The organism is uncultured Intestinimonas sp. (genome assembly GCF_944387725.1).
Taxonomy (GTDB): domain Bacteria; phylum Bacillota; class Clostridia; order Oscillospirales; family Oscillospiraceae; genus Intestinimonas.
On sequence record NZ_CALXGA010000029.1, the window covers coordinates 1 to 23,737 of the forward strand.

A 23,737-nucleotide genomic window follows, 5' to 3' on the forward strand; every position below is an offset into this window, starting at 1 on the left:
AAAATGCTCTCTGCAAGGCATGATAAACCAGTTAACCAAGCCTTCTGTGGAGTTAGGAAATGCTATTTAGTGAAACTGCCGGAGTTTGGGGCATCACTACTTATCTTGAAAAGGGACATCTCAATTCTGCGGTTGCGCCTGTGGCCCCGCCGTGGTAGAATAGGAGGGAATAGCAGGATGGAGGACAGTATGGTTATTCTAGGCATCGACCCCGGCTTTGCCATTGTGGGCTTTGGGGTGCTGGAGGGGGACCGGGGGCGGCAGTGGCTGCTCCGCTGCGGCGCCATCACCACGCCAGCGGGACGGTCTCTGCCCGCCCGGCTGGTCCAGATTGAAGATGACATGGCCCAGCTCCTGGAGACCTTCCGGCCCGGGGCCATGGCGGTGGAGGAGCTTTTCTTCAACAACAATGTCACCACTGGCATCGGCGTGGCCCAGGCCCGGGGCGTTATCCTGGCGGCGGCGGAGCGGGCCGGAGTCCCCATCTTTGAATACTCGCCCTCCCAGGTAAAGCAAGCGGTGGCGGGCTATGGAAAGGCAGAGAAACGCCAGGTTATGGAGATGACCCGGCGGCTTCTGGGTCTCTCCGCTGTCCCAAGGCCGGACGATGCCGCCGACGCGGTGGCCATTGCCCTGTGCCACGCCCGGTCCTTTACCTCCCGGCTGGCCCTCCTGGACCCGGCTACCCCCGGCAGCGGGCGGTATGCCGTCCGAAACCGGGGCAGGAACCTCTTCAAATAAGGCGGTTTTGTCATGTTTTACTATGTCCAGGGCCAAGTGGCCCATCTGGCCCCCTATCTGGCCGTCATCGACTGCGGCGGAGTGGGATACGCCTGCCGCACCACTAACCATACCCTCTCCCGGCTGAAACCGGGGGAGCAGGCCAAGCTCTTCACCTACCTCAACGTCCGGGAGGACGTCTTCGACCTCTACGGCTTTGCCAGCGAGGAGGAACGCAGCTGCTTCGAGCTGCTCATCGGAGTCTCCGGTGTGGGACCTAAGGCGGCGTTGTCCATTCTCTCCTCCTCCACGCCGGAGGCTTTGGCTATGAGCATCATCACCGGAGACGAGAAGGCCCTCACCGTGGCCCCCGGTATCGGTAAGAAGATCGCCCAGCGGGTGATCCTGGAGCTGAAGGATAAGCTGGCCAAAGGCCAGCTCGCTGTTCCCGGCGGGGAGAGCTACGGCGGCACTGGGATTACCGTTATCCCGGAAAACAAGGCCAGCGAGGCCGCCGCCGCCCTGGCAGTATTGGGTTACTCTCAGGCTGAGATCGGCCTGGCCCTTAAGGGCATTGACGTGGAGACTCTCAAGCTGGAGGCGGTTATCAAGCAGGCCCTGAAAAAAATGGTGAAATAAGAAGGAGGTCCAAACGAAATGAATCTTCAAATCCAGATTATCAATACGCCGGATAAGTTCCGTCCGATGGCGCAGGAGCTGGTCCCTCCTCTGGTGGAGTTACTGCGCGGTTTAGCCGCCGAGGAGGCGGAGACCATGCGGCAGGATCGGGCAATACGTGAAGAAAAGCGGAGAAAAGGAATCCCGGTCCACCAAGGTGTTCCAGAACAGACGGCGCTGTTCAAGGACCATGAGGCCCGGTATGGACGTCTGGTCCAGGACCGCTGCACCCCGCAGCTCCTGGCCCGCGAGTATGGACGCAGCTATGGAGAGCCGGGAAAATACGATTACCTGAACACCGAATGCCGCCTGACCTTCACCATGAAGAGCTCCGCCCGGGCGGTGGTGGAGACCTTCTTCTCAAAATGCGGCTTGGAAATGTGCCATCAGTTCATTCTGCGGGATACGGGCGGCGGCTGGAAAATCAGCGAGGTCAATTACGGCTTCCAGAGCGAGCCGGGAAAATGGCACAAAGACCACATCTAAGCATTCCCGAAACTTTTAGGAAGTGAACGCATGTCGATTGACTTTTCCGATACCGGGTTTGAGACAGAGGAGCCCCTGGTGGCCACCACCCTGACCCGGGAGGATGAAAGCGAGGGCTCCCTGCGGCCCAAGACCCTCCGGGAGTACATCGGCCAGGAGAAGGCCAAGGGAAATCTGGAAATCTTTATCCAGGCCGCCAAGATGCGGGGGGAGCCCCTGGACCATGTGCTCCTCCACGGCCCACCCGGCTTGGGCAAGACCACCCTCAGCGGCATCATTGCCAACGAGATGGGGGTCAACATCCGCATCACCTCCGGCCCGGCCATTGAGAAGCCGGGGGACCTTGCGGCCCTTCTTACCAATTTAAGTGAAAACGACATCCTCTTTGTGGACGAGATCCACCGCCTCAACCGGCAGGTGGAGGAGATTTTATACCCGGCCATGGAGGATTTCGCCATCGACATCATCATCGGCAAGGGCCCCGCCGCCAACTCCATCCGGCTGGACCTGCCCCGGTTCACCCTCATCGGGGCCACCACCCGGGCGGGGCAGCTCTCCGCCCCCCTTCGGGACCGCTTCGGCGTCACCCTGCGGCTGGAGCTCTACACCCCGGAGGAGCTCCGCCGCATTGTCACCCGCTCGGCTGGTATTCTGGAGGTGCCCATCGAGCGGGCGGGGGCCATGGAGATCGCCAAGCGCAGCCGCGGCACCCCCCGCATCGCCAACCGGATGCTCCGGCGGGTCCGGGACTTTGCCCAGGTGAAGGCCGGGGGCGTCATCACCCAGGGCGTGGCCGACCAGGCCCTCACCGCCCTGGAGGTGGACCACCTGGGTCTGGACGCCATCGACCGGCGGATGCTCAGCAGCATCATCCAGCACTACGGAGGCGGCCCTGTGGGCCTGGAGACCCTGGCCGCCACCATCAACGAGGAGGCGGTCACTCTGGAGGACGTCTATGAGCCCTATCTGATGCAGATGGGCTTCCTCACCCGGACCCCCCGGGGCCGGTGCGTCACCCGGCGGGCCTATGAGCACCTGGGGCTGTCCGTCCCCGCCGGGACCTTCGGCCTGGACCAGCTCTCCCTATGAGTCCGGGTTATATCCGGGAGATTTTTCTGGGACGCCCCCTCCCGGAGGACTCCTATCTCACCGCTTTGCCCGCCCTTGCGCCCCTTATAGTGGGGGAACGGCTGGCCCTGGACACCCCGGTGACCTTTCTGGTGGGGGAGAACGGCAGTGGAAAGTCCACCCTCCTGGAGGCATTGGCGGTGGCCATGGGCTTCAACGCCGAAGGGGGCACCCGGAACTTCTCCTTTTCCACCCGGAAGACCCACGCGGAGCTGGGAGACTATCTCACCGTCTCCCGGAGCCGCTATCCCAGGGACGGCTTTTTCCTCCGGGCTGAGAGCTTTTACAACACTGCCAGTTATCTGGAGGATGCCTACCGGGAGGAGCTTCGCTTGGAGGTGGGGACGCCCTATGGGGCGCGCTCCCTCCACGCCCAGTCCCACGGGGAGAGCTTCCTGGCCCTGGTTCAGAACCGCTTCGGCGGGGAGGGGGTCTACCTCCTGGATGAGCCGGAGGCGGCCCTCTCACCCGCCCGGCAGCTCACCCTGCTGGGGCAGCTGCACCTGCTGGTGGAGGAGGACTCCCAGTTCCTCATCGCCACCCATTCGCCCATCCTCATGGCCTACCCCGGCGCCTGCATCTACCGCCTCTCAGAGGAGGGCATCCGGCGGACGGCCTACCGGGAAACTGAGCACTACCTGCTCACCAGACGCTTTTTAGAGGACCCGGAGCGGATGCTCCGATCCCTCTTTTCTGAAACCGGCACCACTTGACGAAAGGACTGTCACTGCTATGGGTAAATTATTCGGAACCGACGGCATCCGCGGCGTGGTCAATGCGGGACTGGACGCCGAGCTGGCCTACAAGGTGGGGCTGGCCGCCGCCCAGGTGCTTCGGGAGGAAAACGGGACAAAGCCCCTGGTGGCCATCGGAAAGGATACCCGCATCTCCTCCGACCTGCTGGAGGGTGCCCTGGTGGCGGGGCTGTGCTCCGCCGGATCCGACGTGCTCCACCTTGGGGTGGTGCCCACCCCCGCCGTGGCCTGGGTCACGGTGGACCGGGGGGCGGCCGCCGGGGTGGTCATCTCGGCCTCCCACAATCCATTTGAGCACAACGGCATCAAGATTTTCAACGGTCAGGGCTTCAAGCTCTCCGACGAGCTGGAGGGGCGGATCGAGGATATCGTGCTCGCCGGAGCCCAAATGCCCCGGGCCACCCATGAGCACATCGGCAAGGTCTTTTACACCGAGGACCGGGCCCGGGACGACTACATCGGCCACCTGGCCGCCACGGTGGGCGGCGGCCTGACCGGGCTTCGTATCCTGGTGGACTGTGCCAACGGCGCCGCCTCCGCCACCGCGCCCCAGCTCTTCGACCGCTTCGAGGACCTCCACTGCGACGTCATCAACGCCGATCCAGACGGAATCAACATCAACGCCAACTGCGGCTCCACCCACCTGGACGGCCTGGCCGCTATGGTCAAGGCCGGAGGCTACGATGTGGGCATCGCCTTCGACGGGGATGCCGACCGCTGTCTGGCGGTGAGCGAGGAGGGGACCCCCATTGACGGGGACCAGATCATGGCCGTCTGTGGCCGCGCCCTCAAGGCGGAGGGCCGTCTGAAGGGGAACACCATCGTGGCCACGGTGATGTCCAACATCGGGCTCCACCGCTTTGGAGCTGGAAACGGCATCCATGTGGTCTGCACCGACGTGGGGGACCGAAACGTGCTGGAGCGGATGCTGCGGGATGGCTTTATTCTGGGGGGCGAGCAGTCCGGCCACGCCATCTTCCTGGAGCACTCCACCACTGGGGACGGGGAACTCACTGCCCTCCAGTTCCTGAGCGTCTTGCAGGCGTCCGGCCTGCGGGCCTCCGAGCTGGTGAGGGACTGCCGGCAGTATCCCCAGGTGCTGGTGAATGTAGCCGTTACCGACAACGCGCAAAAGCAGCGGATTATGGATTCCGAGACCCTGAAGGCTGCCATTTCGGACCGGGAGGAGGCTCTGAGAGACACAGGGCGCATACTGGTGCGGCCCTCGGGCACGGAGGCCCTGATCCGGGTCATGGTTGAGGCGGAGACCGCCCAGGAGGCTGCCCGCTGTGCGGAGGAACTGGCAAATCTCATAAAAACACTCTGAACTTTTGGAAAATCCTAAAATAATCTGCATAAATGCTTGACATTTGGGGTGGTTCTGCCCTATAATAAACAAGGAGTCTTGGAATGAGGACAGCAGAGACCGACCGAAACCCGCTCACCGACGAGGCGCTGTGCCGTCTGGCCGCCTCGGGAGACCGTGTCGCCGAGGAAGACCTGGTGGTGCGCTACCATTGGCTGGTGCGCGCCTGTGCCCGCCCCTACTTTTTGGCTGGCGGGGACAGTGAGGACCTGATTCAGGAGGGCATGGTGGGGCTGCTGAACGCGATCCGGGAATTTTCCCCGGAAAAGGGGAGTCCTTTTCGTGCCTACGCCGAGACCTGCATCCGCAACCGCATTCTCTCCGCCGTTCGGGCGGCGGCCAGAGATAAACACACTCCGCTGAACCACTATGTCTCTTTTGAAACCCCTCTTTTAGACGGGAACACCGACAGTTATCCATTCAGCGCAGCCCGACAGCCGCAGCAAAACCCTGAGGATATGTTCATCAGCAGGGAGGAGCGCCGGGAACGGCTTGGTACCCTTTTGGGACAGTTATCCAGCCTTGAGGCGAAGATCCTGGAGCTCTATCTCCGCGGTCACTCCTATGGGGAGATCGCGGAGCGTGTGAACCGGTCCCCCAAGGCGGTGGATAACGCAGTACAGCGCATCCGGCGCAAAGTGGCGCGGCACTTTTCTTCCGGCGATTTCAGCGAGAGCTGAACGCAATATTACAGACCCAGCAATGTCGGTTTTATTCCGGGCCTGGGCAATCAGTCAAAGAGAGGGAAAAGATCATGTACGAAGACAAGACACTTGTATGCAAGGAATGCGGCCAGGAGTTCGTGTTCACCGCCGGTGAGCAGGAGTTTTACGCCGAGCGCGGCTTCCAGAACGAGCCCCAGCGCTGCAAGTCCTGCCGGGATGCCCGCAAGGCCGCTGCCCGCGGTCCCCGCGAGTATTTCACCGCCACCTGCGCTGCCTGCGGCGGCGAGGCAAAGGTTCCCTTCGAGCCCAAGTCCGACCGCCCCGTTTACTGCAGCGAGTGCTTCGCCCGTATGCGGGAGGAGCAGGGCCGCTGATTTCTTGCGAATAAGTCGTTTGCTCAAAAAACGGCATAGCCTGCGGGCTATGCCGTTTTTGCTATGGAGAAAATTTGCAATTATATGACAAGGTGATAGGGACTGTATGGGGAGGGCCCCCAGGAGGATCTGCGGGAGGCGGCAATGAAAGAGATCCTGACACAGCTTTAGCCCCTTGATCCGCAGGAAACCACCTGGTTCCTGCCCCGGTCCTTTCCCAGATAGAGGGCCTGGTCCGCCGCCAGAATCAGATCGGTCACCGTGTCGCCTTGCTGGGCCACGGCCGCCCCAATGGTGAGGGAAACTCGGAGCGTGGCGCCACGATAGACGATGGCCAGCTCCTCCACCGCGCGGCGGAGGGCCTCCAGGTGTGTCACACTCTCCTCCAGGGTGCAGGGAAGCAGAAAGAGAAACTCTTCTCCGCCCCAGCGGCAGGCATCCGCCCAGGATCCAAGCTGGTCTTGAACGATCCTGCCCATCTGCTGCAGAACGATATCTCCGGCCTCGTGGCCATGGGTGTCGTTGAACCTTTTGAAGTAGTCAATATCCGCCAGGGCCACGGTCAGAGGCACCCCTTTCTGCGCATTCCGATAGGCCCGTTCCAGGCAGGGCTGGATACCGCGGCGGTTCTTCAGGCCAGTGAGGATGTCCTGGCCGGCCTCGGTCTGGAGTTTGTCGTTGCTCTGGAGCAGGGTGCGGAAAATGCGCTGGTATCCGTTGGCAAAAATGCTGCTGACGAAGATCAAAAGGGCCAGACTGCCGGTGACATTGAGGACGGTAAAGAAGATCTCGGCCTCCTCCGTGATGCGGACCAGAGGGGTTAAAAAATAGTCGAGCACTTCGTCGGAGATGAGATAGCAAATTACACATGCGGCACAGACTGCGGCCATAAAGCCCTTCTGAAAAGTCCGTGAGTATTTGGTAAAGCGAATATAATTTCCCAACAGCAGCAGGGCCAGGAGATAGAGCTGGATGCCGCAGTCATCACCGATGACGTAGACGGAGAGGAAGGACTGGCAGGCGACCAGACAGAAGCGGGCCAGGTAGGCGGGCAGGAACCATCTCATGGTAATCCGTCTGGACAGGAGAAAGCTCAAAAGGGCCGATCCCAGGTAGAAGACCGGCAGATAGGGAAGTCCCAGCAGCCATACCACGACAAAATTGACCATGGAGGCAACGGCAGAGCCCAGATACACCAGTCTGAGCTGCCAATTTACATTGAGTTCCAACGCCTGCATACCGATCACCCCGGAAAAGTTTGCTTCGCCGCTGTTCTGCACGGTCCATGAGAGGGACGTCTGGTTCCCTGAACGGCTTTCTGAGAAGATAACGGGGGAGGCCTCAATTTTATCGCAGGGCCGGCGGGTACACCGGCAGATATTTTTTCTTGCATCTCTCTCTTGAAAAAAAGCGCGAACTAGGGTATACTATAGTTATCCTAGTTTTTTGGAGGTCTATTTTTATGATTACTAAGGATACCATTATTGGCGACATTCTGGACGTCGCGCCTGAGACCGCTCCGATTTTCATGTCCATCGGGATGCACTGCCTGGGCTGTCCTGCTTCCCGGGGAGAGACGGTGGAGCAGGCCTGCATGGTCCACGGTGTGGATGTGGACGCCCTGCTGGAGAAGGTCAATTCTATGGTCCCCGCCGCGAAATAAGAGGTTGATTCCAAAAAGCGGAGCGGCAATGCCGCTCCGCTTTCATTTTATTTTATATTCTGACGAAGAGGTGAGGATATGAGGCCCATTGCCCTGTCCCCCCGGCTGCTGGCACTGGCCCGGCAGGTGCCCCAGGGGGTCCGCTTCGCCGATGTCGGGACCGATCACGCCCGCCTCCCGGTCTGGCTCCTGGAGCAGGGCGTCATTGACCACGCCATCGCCACAGACCTGCGGGAAGGGCCTCTGGAGCAGGCCCGGGAGACCGCCCGGCGGCACGGGTTGAGCGGCCGCATCTCCTTCCGCCGGGGGAACGGGCTCGCTCCCCTGGGACCGGAGGAGGCTGACCTGTGCGCCATCGCCGGCATGGGCGGGGAGACCATCGCCGCCATCCTGGCCGCCGCTCCATGGGCGGCAAAAGGAAGGACCCGGTTTCTTCTCCAGCCCATGACCTCGGCCCAGGACCTGCGGGGCTGGCTGTGGCGGAACGGCTTTCACATTGAAAGCGAGGCGCTGAGCCGGGAAGGGGAGGCCCTCTATGTCTCCCTGACCGTCTCGCCGGGGTCCATGCGCCCCCTGTCGCCGACGGAGGAGTGGGCCGGACGGCAATTCCGGGGAATGGGGGCCCCTCTGCGGGGTCTGTACCTGGAACGCCTCATAACGCGGGTCCAGGGGGCCCTGGAGGGCCTGCGGAGGTCCACCCGGCCGGAGGACCTCTGGCGGCTTTCGGAGCAGGAGGCCCTGGCCCAGGGCCTGGAGGAAATGAAAAAGGAGTGGGACGCATGGCAGCGGTAAACGATATTTTTCACTATTTGGACAGCGTGGCCCCCTTTGCCACCCAGATGGACTTTGACAACGCCGGATTTCTGGTGGGCAGGGGGGACCGGCAGGTCCGCCGCCTGCTGGTCTCCCTGGATATCACCCTGGAGGTGGCAGAGGAGGCCGTGGAGCAGGGGGCGGAACTCATCGTCTCCCACCACCCGGTAATCTTCTATCCGGCCAAGTCGGTGACCGACGCCGACCCTACCGGGCGGACCCTGCTGGCCCTCATCGAGGGGGGTGTGGCGGCCATCTGCGCCCACACCAATCTGGACGCCTCCGTGGAAGGGGTCAACGATGAGCTGGCCCGGCGGCTTGGGCTCACCGGCCTTGACGTCCTGGAGCCCTCTGGGACAGACGCCCAGGGCCGTCCTATCGGCATCGGACGGGTGGGGACCCTGACGGCTGGGGAGGCCACCGGTTTGGTGAACTTCGCCGCCCGAGTCAAGGAGGCCCTGGGGGCCAACGGCGTCCGCTATGTGGACGCTGGAAAGCCGGTCCGCCGGGTGGCAGTGGGCGGCGGAGCCTGCGGCGACATGGTGAATCTGGCCTATGCCCAGGACTGTGACACCTTTGTGACCTCGGATGTCAAGTACAACCAGTTTCTGGACGCCAGGGACCTGGGGGTCAACCTCATTGACGCCGGACACTATCCCACGGAAAACGTGGTCTGTCCGGTGTTGGTCCAGAAGCTGCGGGAGACCTTTCCAGAGGTGGAGGTGCTGATGACCGCTCGACATAAAGAGGTTTTTTCCTACCTGTAGGGGTTGCGCCCGCAGGGGCTTTATGGTAAAATGGCACAGTTATTTGAGACTTTCAGAAGGGGACGAATCCAATGTCAGGACATTCCAAGTGGCATAATATCCAGAAGACCAAAGGCGCGGCCGACGCCAAGCGCTCCCAGATTTTTACCAAGATTGCCCGGGAGATGATTGTGGCGGTGAAGCAGGGGGGCAGCGGCGATCCCAACAACAACTCCCGCCTGGCCACCGTCATTGCCAAGGCCAAGGCCGCCAATATGCCCAACGACAATATCAAGCGCACCATCGACAAGGCCCTGGGCTCCGGCAACGCCGACAACTACGAAAACGTGGTCTACGAGGGCTATGGCCCCTGCGGCGTGGCCGTCATTGTGGAGGCGCTTACCGATAACCGCAACCGCACTGCGCCGGAGGTCCGCCACTACTTTGATAAGTATGGCGGCAACCTGGGCGCCACCGGCTGTGTGTCCTGGTCCTTTGACCGCAAGGGCGTCATTGTCATCGAGCGTGAGGACCTGGACGAGGACACCGTCATGATGGATGCCCTGGATGCCGGCGCCGACGATATGCAGGCCGATGAGGATTGCTTTGAGATCACCACCAGCCCCGAGGCCTTCGGCGATGTCCTGGCCAAGCTGGAGGAGAAGGGCTACACCTTCGCCTCCGCCGGTGTGGACATGGTCCCCCAGAATTATGTCAAGCTGGAGAAAGAAGAGGACATTAAGAACATGGAAAAGCTCATTGACATGCTGGAAGAGAACGACGACGTCCAGAATGTCTACCATAACTGGGAACAGGACTGAGCGGCCTGTGAGCGGGGAGGAGCCGGACCGCAGCGCGGTCCGGCTCCTCTTCTGCCTGGGACAGTGGAAAAAATCAGGACGCCGGAGGCAGTCAGCCTCCGGCGTCCATAGGTGCAAGTAAGCCTGTAAGCCGGGTTCTGTCATTGAAGACAGCCATCTATCTAGGTGCGCCGTTGCCAACGCACTCCAGCCACCTCCTCGGGACGACCGGGCCGGCCTGTGTGTCCCTCCACGGTGTTGCTCCGGATAGAGTTTACAGCGATGGGCAGTTCCCAGCCATCGGGTGAGCTCTTACCTCGCCTTTCCACCCTTACCCCGTGAGATACGGGGCGGTATTTCTCTGTTGCACTTTTCCTAGAGTCGCCTCCGGCGGATGTTATCCGTTATCCTCGCCCTGTGGAGCCCGGACTTTCCTCATGGACGGCCTTTCGGCACTGCCCACGCGGCTGTCCAGCCTGCTTGCAAGTCGCTATTATAGCGGAAACGGGAGGAAATGTCAAACAGAGCTTTTCGGGCAGGAGCAAAGGCGGCGGATTCGATTGAAATATTGCCATGGATAGGATATAATAGCAGTGACACAAAACTGTGAGAAAGGGGGGACGGCTATGGCCGCTACCATTCGGGAATATCTGGCCGGACTCAAGGGAAAGACGGTGGCCGTCATCGGCATCGGAGTCTCCAACACGCCGCTCATCAAGATGCTCCTCCGCGCAGGCATCCAGGTCACCGCTTGCGACAAAAAGCGGAGGGAGGACTTTGGCGGGCTGGCGGAGGAGCTGGAGAGTCTGGGGGCCGAGTTGCGCCTGGGGCCGGACTACCTCAGAGGCCTGGACCAGGATGTGATCTTTCGGACGCCCGGCCTGCGGCCTGATGTCTCCGAGCTGCTGCTGGCTCAGGCCAGGGGCAGCACGGTAACCTCCGAGATGGAGGTCTTCTTTCAGGTCTGTCCCTGCCACACCATCGCCGTCACCGGCAGCGATGGTAAGACTACCACAACCACCATCCTTGCTGAGCTCTTGAAAAAGGCGGGCTTCCACACCTTTGTGGGGGGGAATATCGGCAAGCCTCTGCTCCCGGATGTGGACGGCATGGTGCCAGAGGACTACGCTGTGCTGGAGCTCTCCTCCTTCCAGCTTATGACCATGAACCAGAGCCCGGAGATTGCCGTAGTTACCAATCTGGCCCCCAACCATTTGGACGTCCACAAGTCCATGGCGGAGTATATCGCTGCCAAGGAAAATATCTTTACACATCAAGGGCCAGATGGGAAAGCTGTCTTTAATTTCGACAATGAGATCACCCGGGAGCTCTCGGAGTCGGCCCCCGGCCGGGTGGTCCTCTTCAGCCGCCGCCAAGAGCTGTCCCAGGGGGTTTTCGTCCGGGACGGGGCGATATGGGTATCCAATGAGGCGGGAAGTCGGGCTGTCCTGCCCCTGAAAGACATCCTGCTGCCCGGAGAGCACAATGTGGAGAACTACATGGCCGGCATTGCCGCAGTGGACGGCCTGGTGCCCGACGAGGTCATCCGATCTTTTGCCGCCCAGTTCACCGGGGTGGAGCACCGAATCGAGCTGGTGCGGACCCTGGATGGCGTGCGCTATTATAACGACTCCATCGCCTCCAGCCCCTCCCGGACCATCGCCGGCCTGCGCTCCTTCCGGGAAAAGGTCATCCTCATCGCCGGCGGCTATGATAAACACATCCCCTTTGACGCCTTGGGTCCAGAGGTAGTAGAACATGTCAAGTATTTAATCTTGACAGGTGATACCGCAGAGAAAATTGCGGAGGCCGTTCGAAGCTGCCCCGCCTACCACGGCACACCTCCCATCTCTAAGTATGGGGACTTCGACGAGGCGGTGATGGCAGCCCACAGCATGGCCCAGCCGGGGGATGTGGTCTTGCTCTCGCCGGCCTGCGCCTCCTTTGACCACTTCAAAAATTTTGCCCAGCGGGGCGAAGCCTTTAAAAAAATCATCTATGAGTTGTAAGCAAAGGGAGGAACTTACTTGGATATTCAGGCTGTGCTGGAGCGGCTGAGCCTTCTGCGGGGCCCCTCCGGCTTTGAGCGGCCCGTGGCGGAGACGGCTGTGGAGCTGATGCGTCCTCTACTGGACGAGGCCAATGTGGACCGCTTCGGCAACGCGGTGGGGGTGCGTCTGTGTGGGAGGCCAGGGGCTCCCAGGCTGCTGCTGGATGCCCACCTGGATGAGGTGGGGCTGATGGTCACCGGTGTCGAGGAGGGATTCCTTCGTTTTCGGACCATCGGCGGGGTGGACCCCAGGATGCTCCCGGATCAGGAGGTGACCGTCCTTACTGACCCACCTATCCTGGGGGTGGTGGCTTGCCTGCCACCCCATGTGCTCAAGGCGGAGGACATGCGCAAGTCCATCCCTGTTGACCAGCTCCGGGTAGATGTGGGCCTGACCCAGGAGCAGGCGGAGCGGGCCGTCCCCATCGGAACCTCCATGGTCTACCGGGAGGAGCCTGTACTCCTGCGGAATGGCCGATTCTCTGGGAAAGCCCTGGATGACCGCGCCTGTTTTGCCGTTCTGCTGCGAACGGCAGAGCTTTTGCGGGACAAGTCCCTGGATGTAGACCTCTACCTCCTGGGCAGCACTCGGGAGGAGGTCAGCGGAGCGGGGGTCAGGGTTGGGACCTACGGCATCCACCCAGACTTCTGCGTGGCAGTGGATGTGACACACGCCAAGGCCCCTGACACCGGCAGCAGCCGCCAGTCCAAGCTGGGCGGCGGGCCCCAGATCGGCATGGGCCCCAGTATGACCCGCTGGATGACCCAGCGCATGAGGACGAAGGCCGGGGAGCTGGGCATCCCCTGTGATGTGGAAGTCATGGAGGGGCACACCGGCACCAACGGCTGGTATATGCAGACTGTCCGGGAGGGCATCGCCACTGCGGTGGTCTCTCTGCCTTTGCGGTATATGCACAGCCCGGTAGAGACTGTGGCGCTGGAGGATATAGAATCTACAGCGGCCCTGTTGGCCGCCTTTATCGAACACTTGGGCGGGGAGGCGGAGCGGATATGACCAGTCTGGTAAAGGAACTCTGCCTCCTCAACGGCGTCTCCAGCGGCGAGGACGAGGTCCGGGACTTTCTGCGGCAGCAGGCGGAGCCCTACGCCGACCACCTGCGGGTGGACGCCCTGGGCAATCTCATCCTCTTCAAGCGGGGGAAAAAGGCTACAGGCAGCAAGCTGCTGCTCACCGCTCATATGGACGAGGTGGGCTTTATCGTCAAGGACTTCACCGAGGAGGGTTATCTGAAATTCGCCCCGGTGGGGGGGATCGACCCCCGGGCGGTCCTGGGCCGGCGGGTGTGTGTGGGTCCAGGACGGGTCCCCGGCGTCATCGGTATCAAGCCCTACCACCTGGTCAGCAGTGAGGAGGAGAAGACAGTCCCCAAGTTCGAGGATCTGACCATCGACATCGGCGCCCATAGCCGGGAGGATGCGGAGAAGGCGGCAGCCCTGGGGGACCTGGCGGCCTTTGAGAGTGACGCGGTGGAGTTTGGAAACGGTCTGCTCAAGGCCAAAGCTCTGGACGACCGGGTGGGATGCGCCATTTTGCTCCGGCTTTTGAAGGAGGAGCTGCCCTTGGACTGCACCTTCGCCTTTACCGTCCAGGAGGAGGTGGGGACCCGGGGGGCCTTCGGCGCGGCCTTCTCGGTATCGCCCGAGATTGCCCTGGTGCTGGAGGGGACTACTGCCGCCGATCTGCCCGGTACCGATGCCCACCGGCGGGTGGCCGCTCTGGGAGGCGGCCCCGTCCTCTCCTTTATGGACGGGGGGACCGTCTACGACCGTGGACTCTTTGAGCTCTTGCGGGAAACGGCGGAGGGGAATCAGATCCCCTGGCAGACCAAAAACTACACCTCCGGCGGCAACGACGCCTCCGCTGTCCAGCGGACCCGGGCTGGAGTCCGGGTGGCGGCGCTTTCCGCTCCGGTGCGATACCTCCACACCCCCTCCAGTGTGGGCTGCTGCCAGGATTTTGACCATATGTATGACCTGGCCAAACACTTTCTGGCGGCCATTGCCGCCCAGTCATAGGGAGGAGAACGACGCTTATGGATATGCTGAAGACCCTCCAGGCGCTCAATGCCTGCCACGGTCCCTCCGGGGACGAGGGGGATGTGGCCGCCCTTCTGGAAAAGCTGGCTGTGCCCTATGTGGACGAGTGCCGGCGGGATACCCTGGGCAATCTCATCGCCCACAGGAGGGGGGAGGGCTCCCGGGTGATGTTCGCCGCCCACATGGACACCATCGGCTGCATTGTCACCCACATTGAGAAGGAGGGCTATCTCCGCTTCTGTAAAGTGGGTGGGCTCCGTGCCGCCGAGGCGCTGGGTGCGCCGGTGCGCTTCAAGAACGGCGTTCGGGGCGTCCTCCGCCTCAGCGAAGCGGCTGAGGTCAAGAGCATGACCCTGGACGACCTCTATCTGGACATCGGGGCCCATGACGCCGACGAGGCCAGGGCCATGGTGCAGATTGGCGATACCGCCGTGTTTGACACCGCGTCTTTTGCCGCCGGAGACCGGCTGGCCGCCCCCTATCTGGACAATCGGGCCTCCTGTCTGGCGATGCTGATGGCTATGGAGCAGCTCCGGGAGAGCAAAAACGACCTCTACTTTGTCTTTACTGTCCAGGAGGAGCTGGGCCTCCGGGGGGCCAAGACGGCGGCCTATGCCATCGACCCGGATTACGGTGTGGCGGTGGACGTGACTCCCGCCGCCGATGCTTTGGGCAGCAAACACCGGGGTAGCAGCGTCCTGGGAGGCGGGGCCGCCGTCAAGGTCATGGATGGTTCTGTCATCTGCCATCCCCAGATGGTGGACCGGCTGGAGGTTCTGGCCAGGGAGCGGGGTATTCCCACCCAGCGGGATGTCATCCGGGCCGGAGGCACCGACGCCGGCAGCATTCACGTCAGCCGGATGGGCGTTCTCACCGGGGGCATCTCCATCCCCTGCCGCTATCTTCACGCCCCCCAGGAGCTGGCGGACCGTGGGGACATTGAGGCCGCCGCCCGGCTCATCGCCGCCTTCGCGGAGTGCCGCCTCTGACCGGCCGTTTGAGAGAAAGAAACCCTTTAGAAAGCAGAGTGTGAAAAGGAATATGCCATTACAGATCAGTGACCGGGTGCGGGCGCTGGGCCGTCAGGCTCAGGTCGACCTGGGGGGAACCTTTGCCCGTATCGACGCCATCGCCGAGGAGAACACCCAGAAGGTACTCTCCGCCTTTCAGAAGCACCGGGTGGCCGAGTCCTTCTTCGCCGGCACCACCGGCTACGGCTATGACGACCTTGGCCGGGACAAGCTGGACGAGATCTACGCCGACATCTTCGGCACAGAGGACGCCCTGGTGCGGGTGGGCTTTGTCAACGGCACCCATGCCATCTCCTGCGCCCTGTTCGGGGCCCTAAAGCCCGGCCAGACCCTGGTCTCGGCAGTGGGGGCTCCCTATGACACCCTGCTGGGAGTCATTGGCGTTACCGATAAAGGGCCCGGTTCCCTCAGGGACTACGGCATCGGCTACCGCCAGGTGGACCTGGTGGACGACGAGCCCGACGTGGATGGCCTGGCCCGGGCGGTCAGCGGCCCGGAGGTGGGGGCGGTTCTCATTCAGCGCTCCCGGGGCTACGCCACACGGGCCTCGCTCTCGGTGGCCGAGATCGGCAAGCTGTGCCGGGTGATTCAGGAGGTCAACCCCAAGGCGGCCATTCTGGTGGACAACTGCTACGGCGAATTTGTGGAGACTCTGGAGCCCACCCAGGCCGGCGCCGACCTGGTGGTGGGGTCCCTCATTAAGAACCCGGGCGGTGGCCTGGCCCCCACCGGCGGCTATCTCGCCGGGCGGCGGGATTTGGTGGAGGCGGCCTCCATGCGGCTTACCACCCCAGGCATCGGCCGCGAGTGCGGAGCCAGTTTAGGCAACAACCGTATGCTCTATCAAGGACTTTTCCTTGCCCCCCATACTGTGGCTCAGGCGGTGAAAACCGCCGTCTTCGGGGCCCGGATCATGGAGCTCCTGGGCTTCCGAACCGAACCGGCCTCCAATGAGGTGCGCCACGACATCATCCAGATGATTCACTTTGGGGATCCGGAGCGGCTGAAGAAGTTCTGCCGGGGCATCCAGAAGGGGGCGCCGGTGGATTCCTATGTGGTGCCGGAGCCCTGGGATATGCCGGGCTATGACTGCCCTGTCATTATGGCGGCCGGAGCCTTTATCCAGGGGGCCTCCATCGAGCTCTCGGCCGACGCCCCCATGCGGGAGCCTTATACCATCTACCTTCAGGGCGGCCTGACCTATGAGTCCGGAAAGGCAGGCATCCTGTTGGCGGTGGAGGAGCTGCTGAAGGACTGATACAACCTGTCTTCCGCATAGAGTCCCCATGGGGGTGAGTTGCAATGCGGAACTGGCACAGATGGCAGCGCTTCCGCCTGCGCCGGCGGACTTCTGCCGGAAGGCGGCGGCTGGGTCCCTGGGCCGGAGGCCTGATTGGACTCCTGCTGGCCCTGGCCCTGATCGGACATCTGGAGTTTCAGCTCCGGCCGGTCCTGGAGGCTGTGGCGACGGCCAAGGTGCAGAATGCGGCGGCGCTGGCCCTGGATGCCGCTGTAGCAGAGGAGATCGGGGCAAGGGGCGTTCGCTACAGCGATCTGGTCACCATCGAGCGCAATGAGGCGGGGGATATCACCGCCCTCACCAGCGACATGGCAGCCATGAACGAGCTGCGGAGCGGCATCTTCGCGGCGGTGCTTGTGGCTATTGATCAACTGGACCCAGACGGGCTGTCCATCCCGGTGGGGAATCTCACAGGGATCAGCCTTTTCTCCGGCAGGGGCTTCGACCTCCCGGTGGAGGTGGCGGCGGTGGGCTCCGCCCACGGGGACTTCCAGAGTCAGTTTACCAGCGCGGGCATCAATCAGACCCGGCACCGCATTGTTCTGGAGGTCACGGTGTCGGTGGAGATTCTGCTGCCCGGTGAGACCATTCAAACTCAGGTCAGCGCCCAGGTCCCTGTGGCGGAGACCGTCATTGTGGGGCAGGTGCCGGACACCTATCTGGGCCTGTCCTCCAGCCCCCAGCAAACGTAAGAATTTTGCAAGGAACGCCCCTTTCCGCTGTGCTATAATGGGGAAATGCGGAAGGAGGCAAAATAATGGAGGATATTCTCTGGGAAGCTCTGGGGGATATTGGCCGCTATCTCTATCAGATGCTGCCCTGCGCCTGCGTGGGACTGGGAGCCTACCTGCTGCTTCTGCCTTGGCGAAGGCGGCGGCTGGCCGGCGCCGGACTGGTGAGCCCACCCCTCCGGGAGGGTGCGATGCTCCTCTTTGTGCTGTTTTGTGCCGGTCTTGCGGCCCTGACGGTTTTCCCCAGCAACCTGTGGGCCTACCTGCTGGAGCCGGATGCCTGGCCTCAGCAGTCCCTTCTGGAGTTCTACCCAACGGCTGAGGAGGTCTGGTCCCGTCTGTCCGGGATCCCGGAGGCTCTGCCCCGGCTCCTGACCCCATTTCCCGGCGGAGCAGCTTGGCACTTTCGGAATTACTGGGCAGCCTTTTTATTCCTGGGAAATATCGGAATGTTTCTGCCTGTGGGCTTTTTCCCAGCCCTGCTGGGGTGGCAGCCCCGGTGGTGGAAAGCACTGCTCACCGGCTTCTGTCTCTCTCTGGGCATTGAGATCCTCCAGCTCTTCATCGACCGTGGTACCGACCTGGACGACCTGATCCTCAACACGGTGGGGACGCTGTGCGGCTATGGGTTGTACGGACTGCTGCGGCGGCTGGCTCCCGGATTCACCGGACGATTCAAACTACACGAAAGGGGAAGCGCCCCATCATGGAAGTACGAGAAGAATTAGAGGCCCTGCGCCGGGAGCTGGTGCGGGCCAACTATGAATATTATGTGCAGGACAACCCCACCATGACCGACTACGACTATGACCACAAGCTCCGCCGCCTGGAGGAGCTGGAGGCCGCCCACCCGGAGTGGATCACGCCGGACTCTCCTACCCAGCGGGTGGGGGGGGCGGTGTCGGAGGGGTTTGCGGAGGTCCGGCACCGGGTCCCCCTGGAGAGTCTTCAGGACGTCTTCTCCATGGAGGAGCTCTCCGAGTTCGATCAGCGGGTTCTGGAGGCGGTGGGGGAGACGGTCTATACCGTGGAGCCCAAGGTGGACGGCCTCTCGGTGGCCCTGGAGTACGAAAACGGCCTCTTTCTCCGGGGCGCCACTCGAGGGGACGGCCTGGTGGGGGAGGACGTGACGGAAAATCTGCGGACCATCCGCTCCATCCCCCTGCGGCTGCCGGAAGCGCTGCCCAGGCTCATCGTCCGGGGGGAGGTCTACCTGCCCCGCACCGTCTTTGCCCAGATCAACGAGGCCCGTGAGCAAAACGGGGAACCCCTGTTCGCCAATCCCCGGAATGCCGCTGCCGGGTCGCTCCGGCAGTTGGACCCTAAAGTCGCCGCCGCCCGGCGGCTGGACGCCGTTCTCTTCAACGTCCAGTATGTGGAGGGGGTCTCCTTCGAGACCCACGCCGAGAGCCTGGACTTTCTGGAGCGGATGCACTTTCGGGTCATTCCCCGAAAGATGTGTGCCACTATGGAGGAGGTCCAGAAAGAGGTGTCAGCCATCGGGGCGCGAAAGGGAGAATACCCCTATGATATTGATGGGGCAGTTGTAAAGGTAAATTCCCTTTCAGATCGTGCAACAATGGGCAGTACAGCCAAATTCCCGCGATGGGCCGCTGCCTTTAAGTATCCGCCCGAGCAGAAGGAGGCCAGGGTGTTGGACATCCTGGTCCAGGTGGGACGCACCGGCGTTCTGACCCCTAAGGCCTCCCTGAGCCCGGTGCGACTGGCCGGTACTACCGTCACCAGCGCCAGCCTCCACAACCAGGACTACATCACAGAAAAGGACATCCGAATCGGCGACACGGTTCTGGTCCAGAAGGCCGGGGAGATCATCCCTGAAGTAGTAAAGATTGTAAAGGAAAAGCGCCTTTCAGATTCAACGCCCTATCTGCTGCCGGATCACTGCCCGGTCTGCGGCGCGCCCGTGGCCCGGGATGCGGACGGTGCGGCCATTCGCTGTACTGGAGCCGAGTGTCCCGCCCAGCTCCTGCGAAATCTCACCCACTTCGCCTCCCGGGACGCCATGGATATTGAGGGGTTGGGTCCGGCGGTGGTGGAGGCACTGGTGAACGCCGGGCTGGTGAAGGCCCCCGGGGACCTCTACCGCCTTCAGGCGGAAGACGTGGCACAGCTGGAGCGCATGGGCAGGAAATCGGCGGAAAATCTGATTGCCGCCATCGAGCGCTCCAAGAAAAACGACCTGTCCCGGCTGCTCTTTGCCTTTGGCATCCGCCAGGTGGGGCAGAAGGCGGCCAAGGTCCTGGCGGCCCGCTTCGGCACCCTGGAGGCCCTGCGGGCGGCCACAGTGGAGGAGCTCACCGCAGTGGACGACATCGGAGAGATCACCGCCCGGAGCCTGGTGGACTGGCTCCACAGCCCCCAGGCCGAGCATCTCATCGCCGCCTTAAAGGAGGCGGGCGTCAATATGACCAGCGCCGTCCAGATTGCGGGAGACAAGTTGGCCGGGAAGACCTTTGTACTCACTGGAACCCTCCAGCAGTTCAGCCGCGCGGAGGCGGGAGAACGCATCGAGGCCCTGGGGGGCAAGGTCTCCTCTTCGGTTTCCAAAAAGACCAGTTATGTGGTGGCGGGGGAGGAGGCCGGCTCCAAGCTGACCAAGGCCCAGTCCCTTGGCATCCCTGTGCTGTCCGAGGCAGAGTTTCTCGCCCTCCTGGAGGAGCCATAAGGGAAGAAGGGGGCATGGGCGCAAGGGAAATTCCTTGCGCCCATGTTTGGGGCGGGTCCCACTCAAAAGCAGATTCCGATGGAGAGCTTCCATGTGCCGGTATAGATAAAGCGAATTGCTACAGATTCAATTTTATGGTATCCTAGATTACAGTCGAATCATAGTGTACGGACAACAGAACGAACAGAGGGGCGGGTCTAGGCGATGAAAGTCCAATGTGAATACTGTCAATCTATGGTGGATTTCAGGGAGCGGTACTGCCCCTCGTGTGGGAGTCCTCTTCCAGAGGGTAAGACTCCGCCCCCTCCTCCTGCAGGAGCCAAGGGTAAATCGGGGCCGGTGGCGGCAATGGTGTGTCTCCTGCTGGCAGGGCTTCTCCTGCTGGTGGTCTTTGCCCTCCAGCCCTCTGGTGGACGCGAGCCATCCACGACCGGCGGTTCGGTGTCCGGGATCCTGGAACAGCTTCAGGCGGACCCGAGGGACTGGCCGTCCTATCAGGAGGTGATTACCTTCTATTTGGAACAAGGGCGGATGGACAGCGCCTACCGCTATGCCGAGACCATGCTCCTCTCCGGGGGCGTGGAGTACGGAAGCTGGTGTGTGGAGTGCTTCTTGACCTTTGACCGCCGGGACCTGGCAGCCAAGGCGGCGCTGCTCTCCGACGCACTGACCGGGGAAGCGCTCCTCTTTTCCCAGGTTTCGGCGTTTACGGTGGAGGAGCTGATCCCAGATTCCCCTCTCCGGCAGGCCGTGGAGCTCTTCTTTGGGCGGACCGCCAACCAGATCACCTTGGATCAGCTCCAGGAGATCACTTATCTGTCTGTGGGGGGAGAAGATGTGCGCACCGGCGGACGGACCATTGTGGTGGGCCGGGAGCCGGAGGGGGAGGCCCAGGGGGCAGTTGCCCTCCAGGTGGAGGCGGGAGAGTCGGCTGACGGCCTTGGACTTCTCTATTTTCAGGGCCTTCGGCGTCTGGAGGTCTGGGAGAGAGGTGTGGAGACAGAGGAGCTGGTCCTGCCCAGGCTGACCGGCCTCACCCTCTCCTGGCCCCAGATGGAGGACCTCACCAGCCTGTCCGCCCTGTCGAATTTGGAGGAACTGTACATCATAGGGACGAATTTTCAGTCCTTGGCCGGAGTGGACGCCCTGCCCAGCCTGACCGCGCTGACCTTGGAGAACACCGGCCTGAAGGATCTGTCCGTCCTTCCGGCTCAGGAGGGGTTGACCCGGCTGGGCCTGCTGGACAACGAGAGCCTGGCGGGGGTGGCCTCCCTGGCTCAGATGGACCAGCTCACGGAGCTGACCCTGACTGGCGAAGCCCTGTCTGACCTCTCGCCCCTCTCCGGCCTGACGGGCCTGCGGCACCTGACGGTCACCGATACCGCCATTCTGAGCACATCCTTCCTGGCCGGCCTGACCGGCCTGGAGGAGCTGACCTTTTTGGACAACGACCAGATTTCCAGCGTTCCGGAGCTGTCCAGCCTGACAGGGCTGACCCGGCTGACCCTGGACAGTGACGAGCTGTTTGCCGATTCCTCCGACCTGTACGCGCTCTCCTCGCTGCGGGAGCTGGAGTTACAGTCCACCAAATCGCTGAGCTATCTGCTGCCTCTGTCGCAGCTGGAGGAGCTCACGGTCTACTTCACCCGCAGTGAGGCGGACCTGTCGCCCCTGGCCGGATTCTCCAATCTGCGCCGCCTGAGCTTCCGCCCCTCGGACCCGTTCTATGAGAACTATTCCACAGATCTGACAGGCTTAAACGCCTTACAGTCCCTGCCGTTGGAGGAGCTGGACCTGGGCGGTGAGACCTTGTACCGCGCCATTGACCCGGTGGTGTCCATCGGGACCCTCCAGGTGCTGGACCTGTCCGGCGTCTCGGCCGAGGGGACGGATTTCTCCCTCTTTTCCCGGCTGGGGCAGCTTCGGGAGCTGAACCTCAGCGGATTCCGCGACATGCTGGACCTCCCACCCGGCCCGGGGGAGCTGTACTGGAGCTATGAGCCCGGCCCCGCCTCCGCGTTTGTGGAGCAGCTGGGCGCACTGGAGCGCCTGGAGCGGCTGGACCTGTCGGACTGCGGGGTAGAGGACATCTCCGCCCTGTCCGGTCTCACCGGCCTGACCTGGCTGGACCTCTCCGGAAATCGAATCACCGACCTGTCGCCCCTGGCCGGGCTGGAGGGGCTGACTTACCTGAACCTCTCCGGCAACCCCATCGGGGATTTCTCTTCGGTGGAAGGCCGGGAGGGACTGGTACTCATTCGATAAGGAGGATGCAGCATGTCTCTGATGCAGGTCATCAAGTTTGACGGCCCAGCCCATGTGTTGGTCTGGAAATACCCCAAGGAGGACATCAGCCTTGGCTCCCAGCTGGTGGTGGGCCCTTCCCAGGAGGCGGTGTTTGTGGAGAGAGGGGAGATCTGCGACGTCTTCTCTTCTGGGACCTATACCCTGGAGACCGACAATCTCCCTCTGCTTGGCAAGATGGTCAACCTTCCCTTTGGAGGCCGGTCTCCCTTTCCGGCGGAGGTATTCTTTGTCAACCGCCTGAACATTCTGGATATCAAGTGGGGAACGCCAGTCCCCATTCAGATCAAAGATCCTGTCTATCAGGTCATCATCCCCCTGAGGGCCTTTGGCCAGTACGGCGTAGAGGTGGAGGACTCCGCGCTGTTTCTGCGGCGTCTGGTGGGGAACACCCACACCTATACCACAGACGATCTGGTGCCCTATTTTCGGGGGCTGGTGGGCAGCCGGATCACAGATGAGCTGGCAAGCTGCCTGCCTGAGAGCGGAATGAGCTTTTTGGAGGCCAACGCCCACATCTCCGAACTGTCTCAGCGGATTGCCCGGCAGGTGGAGCCGGTTTTCTCGGGCTACGGCGTCAAGCTGGTAAACTTCTGCATCAACTCCATCAACGCCCCGGAGAACGACCCATCTGTCCAGCAGCTCAGGGCCGTTTTAAACAAAAAATATGAGATGGAGGCCCTCCAATACAATTACCAGCAGGGCAGGACCTATGACATTTTGGAGCAGTCGGCAGTCCATTCCGGGGGCGATGGCGGGGCCGCCGGCGTATATGTGGGGGCCGCCCTGGGGGGCGTGATGTCCGATCTGGTGCGTCAAAGCATGCAGCCGAAGGGCACGCCGGAAGCGGACACGGAACCCCCGCACTTTTGCCGGCACTGCGGCGGCAGGCTGAGGGAGGACGCTGTCTTCTGCCCCCAGTGCGGACGGCGGGTGGCGGAAGCTCCGGGCCCCCGCTGCCCGGCCTGCGGCGCGGCCTGTCGGGACGAGGACCAGTTTTGTGCCCGCTGCGGCCAGCGGCTGCTACAGGGTGGGCAGGACGCCGGGAAACGCTGAGAAACCGCTGCGGTCTGCACATCTGGAGGATCTGAAAGAGCGGGACCCACGGCTTGATGCCGCGGGCCCCGCCTTTCGTGTTCTCTGTGAACCGTTCACATTGCGTCTCTGCGCCGGTGAACGGTTATTTGTCAAAGGCTGGGTTGGTGAGATAGACGTTCTTCTGGTCCAGCCGCTCCTTGGCCAGCCGGATGGCTTCACCGAAACGGGAAGATTGAAGTAGATTTACCTCAAAAATGATAGCGGATAAAACCGCCTTAGATTTTCCATGTGATTTCAATATTCCCGTTTGCCACCTTGATAACTTTGATTAAAGCGTCCACAACC

The 23,737-nt window shown here is 62.1% G+C and carries 23 protein-coding genes and 1 other RNA gene; 22 read left to right on the top strand and 2 right to left on the bottom strand.

Annotation, left to right across the window (positions count from 1 at the left end):
- Window positions 1–189: 189 nt before the first annotated feature.
- From ruvC to Q0K09_RS05885, 8 genes are all read left to right on the top strand, one after another.
- Complete coding sequence (gene ruvC / locus Q0K09_RS05850; protein ID WP_294474117.1) at window positions 190–741, top strand: crossover junction endodeoxyribonuclease RuvC; 552 nt, start codon at window positions 190–192, stop codon at window positions 739–741.
- Window positions 742–753: 12 nt separating this feature from the next.
- The gene (ruvA, locus tag Q0K09_RS05855; protein ID WP_294474120.1) at window positions 754–1,359 is read left to right on the top strand and encodes a Holliday junction branch migration protein RuvA; all 606 of its coding nucleotides are present in this window, start codon (window positions 754–756) and stop codon (window positions 1,357–1,359) included.
- Window positions 1,360–1,377: 18 nt separating this feature from the next.
- Entirely contained in the window at window positions 1,378–1,884 is a 507-nt protein-coding gene (locus tag Q0K09_RS05860; RefSeq protein ID WP_294474124.1) for a hypothetical protein, read from the top strand.
- Between the two features lie 30 nt (window positions 1,885–1,914).
- Entirely contained in the window at window positions 1,915–2,973 is a 1,059-nt protein-coding gene (gene ruvB / locus Q0K09_RS05865) for a Holliday junction branch migration DNA helicase RuvB (RefSeq protein WP_294474127.1), read from the top strand.
- Window positions 2,970–3,725: an AAA family ATPase gene (locus Q0K09_RS05870; protein WP_294474131.1), complete on the top strand. Its 756-nt coding sequence runs from the start codon at window positions 2,970–2,972 to the stop codon at window positions 3,723–3,725. The genes ruvB and Q0K09_RS05870 overlap by 4 nt, the downstream gene beginning before the upstream one ends.
- A 19-nt stretch (window positions 3,726–3,744) precedes the next feature.
- Complete coding sequence (gene glmM / locus Q0K09_RS05875; RefSeq protein WP_294474135.1) at window positions 3,745–5,094, top strand: phosphoglucosamine mutase; 1,350 nt, start codon at window positions 3,745–3,747, stop codon at window positions 5,092–5,094.
- Window positions 5,095–5,177: 83 nt separating this feature from the next.
- Window positions 5,178–5,813 (top strand): sigma-70 family RNA polymerase sigma factor, encoded by a 636-nt coding sequence (locus Q0K09_RS05880; RefSeq protein WP_294474138.1) that lies wholly within the window; start codon window positions 5,178–5,180, stop codon window positions 5,811–5,813.
- Between the two features lie 74 nt (window positions 5,814–5,887).
- Window positions 5,888–6,172 carry a zinc-ribbon domain containing protein gene (locus Q0K09_RS05885; protein ID WP_294474141.1) on the top strand — a complete coding sequence of 95 codons (285 nt, stop codon included), beginning with the start codon at window positions 5,888–5,890 and terminating at the stop codon, window positions 6,170–6,172.
- A gap of 167 nt (window positions 6,173–6,339) precedes the next feature.
- Here the strand turns inward: Q0K09_RS05885 and Q0K09_RS05890 are convergent, their stop codons facing one another.
- On the bottom strand, window positions 6,340–7,410 hold the full coding sequence (locus tag Q0K09_RS05890) for a GGDEF domain-containing protein (protein WP_294474144.1): 1,071 nt from the start codon (window positions 7,408–7,410) through the stop codon (window positions 6,340–6,342).
- A gap of 218 nt (window positions 7,411–7,628) precedes the next feature.
- Here Q0K09_RS05890 and Q0K09_RS05895 point away from each other — a divergent pair, with 218 nt between their 5' ends.
- The 4 genes from Q0K09_RS05895 (at window position 7,629) to Q0K09_RS05910 (ending at window position 10,215) form a co-directional block, all read left to right on the top strand.
- Window positions 7,629–7,835: a DUF1858 domain-containing protein gene (locus Q0K09_RS05895; RefSeq protein WP_294474187.1), complete on the top strand. Its 207-nt coding sequence runs from the start codon at window positions 7,629–7,631 to the stop codon at window positions 7,833–7,835.
- 78 nt (window positions 7,836–7,913) lie between these two features.
- On the top strand, window positions 7,914–8,627 hold the full coding sequence (locus Q0K09_RS05900; RefSeq protein ID WP_294474148.1) for a class I SAM-dependent methyltransferase: 714 nt from the start codon (window positions 7,914–7,916) through the stop codon (window positions 8,625–8,627).
- Window positions 8,615–9,415, top strand: coding sequence for a Nif3-like dinuclear metal center hexameric protein (locus Q0K09_RS05905; RefSeq protein WP_294474151.1), 801 nt, complete (start codon window positions 8,615–8,617; stop codon window positions 9,413–9,415). The genes Q0K09_RS05900 and Q0K09_RS05905 overlap by 13 nt, the downstream gene beginning before the upstream one ends.
- A 71-nt stretch (window positions 9,416–9,486) precedes the next feature.
- Window positions 9,487–10,215, top strand: a complete 729-nt coding sequence (locus tag Q0K09_RS05910) for a YebC/PmpR family DNA-binding transcriptional regulator (protein WP_294474154.1) — start codon at window positions 9,487–9,489, stop codon at window positions 10,213–10,215.
- A 110-nt stretch (window positions 10,216–10,325) separates the two neighbouring features.
- Here the strand turns inward: Q0K09_RS05910 and rnpB are convergent.
- Window positions 10,326–10,677, bottom strand: an RNA gene (rnpB, locus tag Q0K09_RS05915) — RNase P RNA component class A.
- 143 nt (window positions 10,678–10,820) lie between these two features.
- Here rnpB and murD point away from each other — a divergent pair.
- The 10 genes from murD (at window position 10,821) to Q0K09_RS05965 (ending at window position 23,410) form a co-directional block, all read left to right on the top strand.
- The gene (gene murD / locus Q0K09_RS05920; RefSeq protein ID WP_294474157.1) at window positions 10,821–12,203 is read left to right on the top strand and encodes a UDP-N-acetylmuramoyl-L-alanine--D-glutamate ligase; all 1,383 of its coding nucleotides are present in this window, start codon (window positions 10,821–10,823) and stop codon (window positions 12,201–12,203) included.
- 18 nt (window positions 12,204–12,221) lie between these two features.
- Window positions 12,222–13,259, top strand: a complete 1,038-nt coding sequence (locus Q0K09_RS05925) for a M42 family peptidase (RefSeq protein ID WP_294474159.1) — start codon at window positions 12,222–12,224, stop codon at window positions 13,257–13,259.
- Window positions 13,256–14,281, top strand: a complete 1,026-nt coding sequence (locus Q0K09_RS05930) for a M42 family metallopeptidase (RefSeq protein ID WP_294474163.1) — start codon at window positions 13,256–13,258, stop codon at window positions 14,279–14,281. Before Q0K09_RS05925 ends, Q0K09_RS05930 begins: the two co-directional genes overlap by 4 nt.
- Window positions 14,282–14,298: 17 nt before the next feature.
- Complete coding sequence (locus Q0K09_RS05935; RefSeq protein ID WP_294474169.1) at window positions 14,299–15,291, top strand: M42 family metallopeptidase; 993 nt, start codon at window positions 14,299–14,301, stop codon at window positions 15,289–15,291.
- A 52-nt stretch (window positions 15,292–15,343) separates the two neighbouring features.
- Window positions 15,344–16,591 (top strand): methionine gamma-lyase family protein, encoded by a 1,248-nt coding sequence (locus Q0K09_RS05940; protein ID WP_294474172.1) that lies wholly within the window; start codon window positions 15,344–15,346, stop codon window positions 16,589–16,591.
- Window positions 16,592–16,635: 44 nt separating this feature from the next.
- The gene (yunB, locus tag Q0K09_RS05945; RefSeq protein ID WP_294474175.1) at window positions 16,636–17,325 is read left to right on the top strand and encodes a sporulation protein YunB; all 690 of its coding nucleotides are present in this window, start codon (window positions 16,636–16,638) and stop codon (window positions 17,323–17,325) included.
- A 65-nt stretch (window positions 17,326–17,390) separates the two neighbouring features.
- Window positions 17,391–18,092 carry a VanZ family protein gene (locus Q0K09_RS05950; RefSeq protein ID WP_294474178.1) on the top strand — a complete coding sequence of 234 codons (702 nt, stop codon included), beginning with the start codon at window positions 17,391–17,393 and terminating at the stop codon, window positions 18,090–18,092.
- A complete protein-coding gene (gene ligA / locus Q0K09_RS05955) occupies window positions 18,071–20,050 on the top strand; it encodes an NAD-dependent DNA ligase LigA (RefSeq protein ID WP_294474181.1) in 1,980 nt (659 codons plus the stop codon). Before Q0K09_RS05950 ends, ligA begins: the two co-directional genes overlap by 22 nt.
- A gap of 348 nt (window positions 20,051–20,398) precedes the next feature.
- Window positions 20,399–22,315, top strand: coding sequence for a leucine-rich repeat domain-containing protein (locus Q0K09_RS05960; protein ID WP_294474184.1), 1,917 nt, complete (start codon window positions 20,399–20,401; stop codon window positions 22,313–22,315).
- Window positions 22,316–22,327: 12 nt separating this feature from the next.
- Complete coding sequence (locus tag Q0K09_RS05965) at window positions 22,328–23,410, top strand: SPFH domain-containing protein (protein WP_294474186.1); 1,083 nt, start codon at window positions 22,328–22,330, stop codon at window positions 23,408–23,410.
- The last annotated feature ends 327 nt before the right edge of the window (window positions 23,411–23,737 follow it).

Bases quoted from the DNA above. Each gene is read 5' to 3' on its own strand.
- Q0K09_RS05910 (WP_294474154.1), top strand. From the start codon at position 9,487: ATGTCAGGACATTCCAAGTGGCATAATATCCAGAAGACCAAAGGCGCG.
- ruvC (WP_294474117.1), top strand. From the start codon at position 190: ATGGTTATTCTAGGCATCGACCCCGGCTTTGCCATTGTGGGCTTTGGG.
- Q0K09_RS05905 (WP_294474151.1), top strand. From the start codon at position 8,615: ATGGCAGCGGTAAACGATATTTTTCACTATTTGGACAGCGTGGCCCCC.
- Q0K09_RS05940 (WP_294474172.1), top strand. From the start codon at position 15,344: ATGCCATTACAGATCAGTGACCGGGTGCGGGCGCTGGGCCGTCAGGCT.
- Q0K09_RS05950 (WP_294474178.1), top strand. From the start codon at position 17,391: ATGGAGGATATTCTCTGGGAAGCTCTGGGGGATATTGGCCGCTATCTC.
- Q0K09_RS05960 (WP_294474184.1), top strand. From the start codon at position 20,399: ATGGTGTGTCTCCTGCTGGCAGGGCTTCTCCTGCTGGTGGTCTTTGCC.
- glmM (WP_294474135.1), top strand. From the start codon at position 3,745: ATGGGTAAATTATTCGGAACCGACGGCATCCGCGGCGTGGTCAATGCG.
- Q0K09_RS05890 (WP_294474144.1), bottom strand. From the start codon at position 7,410: ATGCAGGCGTTGGAACTCAATGTAAATTGGCAGCTCAGACTGGTGTAT.
- ruvA (WP_294474120.1), top strand. From the start codon at position 754: ATGTTTTACTATGTCCAGGGCCAAGTGGCCCATCTGGCCCCCTATCTG.
- Q0K09_RS05885 (WP_294474141.1), top strand. From the start codon at position 5,888: ATGTACGAAGACAAGACACTTGTATGCAAGGAATGCGGCCAGGAGTTC.
- Q0K09_RS05860 (WP_294474124.1), top strand. From the start codon at position 1,378: ATGAATCTTCAAATCCAGATTATCAATACGCCGGATAAGTTCCGTCCG.
- Q0K09_RS05880 (WP_294474138.1), top strand. From the start codon at position 5,178: ATGAGGACAGCAGAGACCGACCGAAACCCGCTCACCGACGAGGCGCTG.
- Q0K09_RS05870 (WP_294474131.1), top strand. From the start codon at position 2,970: ATGAGTCCGGGTTATATCCGGGAGATTTTTCTGGGACGCCCCCTCCCG.
- Q0K09_RS05900 (WP_294474148.1), top strand. From the start codon at position 7,914: ATGAGGCCCATTGCCCTGTCCCCCCGGCTGCTGGCACTGGCCCGGCAG.
- ruvB (WP_294474127.1), top strand. From the start codon at position 1,915: ATGTCGATTGACTTTTCCGATACCGGGTTTGAGACAGAGGAGCCCCTG.
- murD (WP_294474157.1), top strand. From the start codon at position 10,821: ATGGCCGCTACCATTCGGGAATATCTGGCCGGACTCAAGGGAAAGACG.
- yunB (WP_294474175.1), top strand. From the start codon at position 16,636: ATGCGGAACTGGCACAGATGGCAGCGCTTCCGCCTGCGCCGGCGGACT.
- Q0K09_RS05935 (WP_294474169.1), top strand. From the start codon at position 14,299: ATGGATATGCTGAAGACCCTCCAGGCGCTCAATGCCTGCCACGGTCCC.
- Q0K09_RS05930 (WP_294474163.1), top strand. From the start codon at position 13,256: ATGACCAGTCTGGTAAAGGAACTCTGCCTCCTCAACGGCGTCTCCAGC.
- ligA (WP_294474181.1), top strand. From the start codon at position 18,071: ATGGAAGTACGAGAAGAATTAGAGGCCCTGCGCCGGGAGCTGGTGCGG.
- Q0K09_RS05965 (WP_294474186.1), top strand. From the start codon at position 22,328: ATGTCTCTGATGCAGGTCATCAAGTTTGACGGCCCAGCCCATGTGTTG.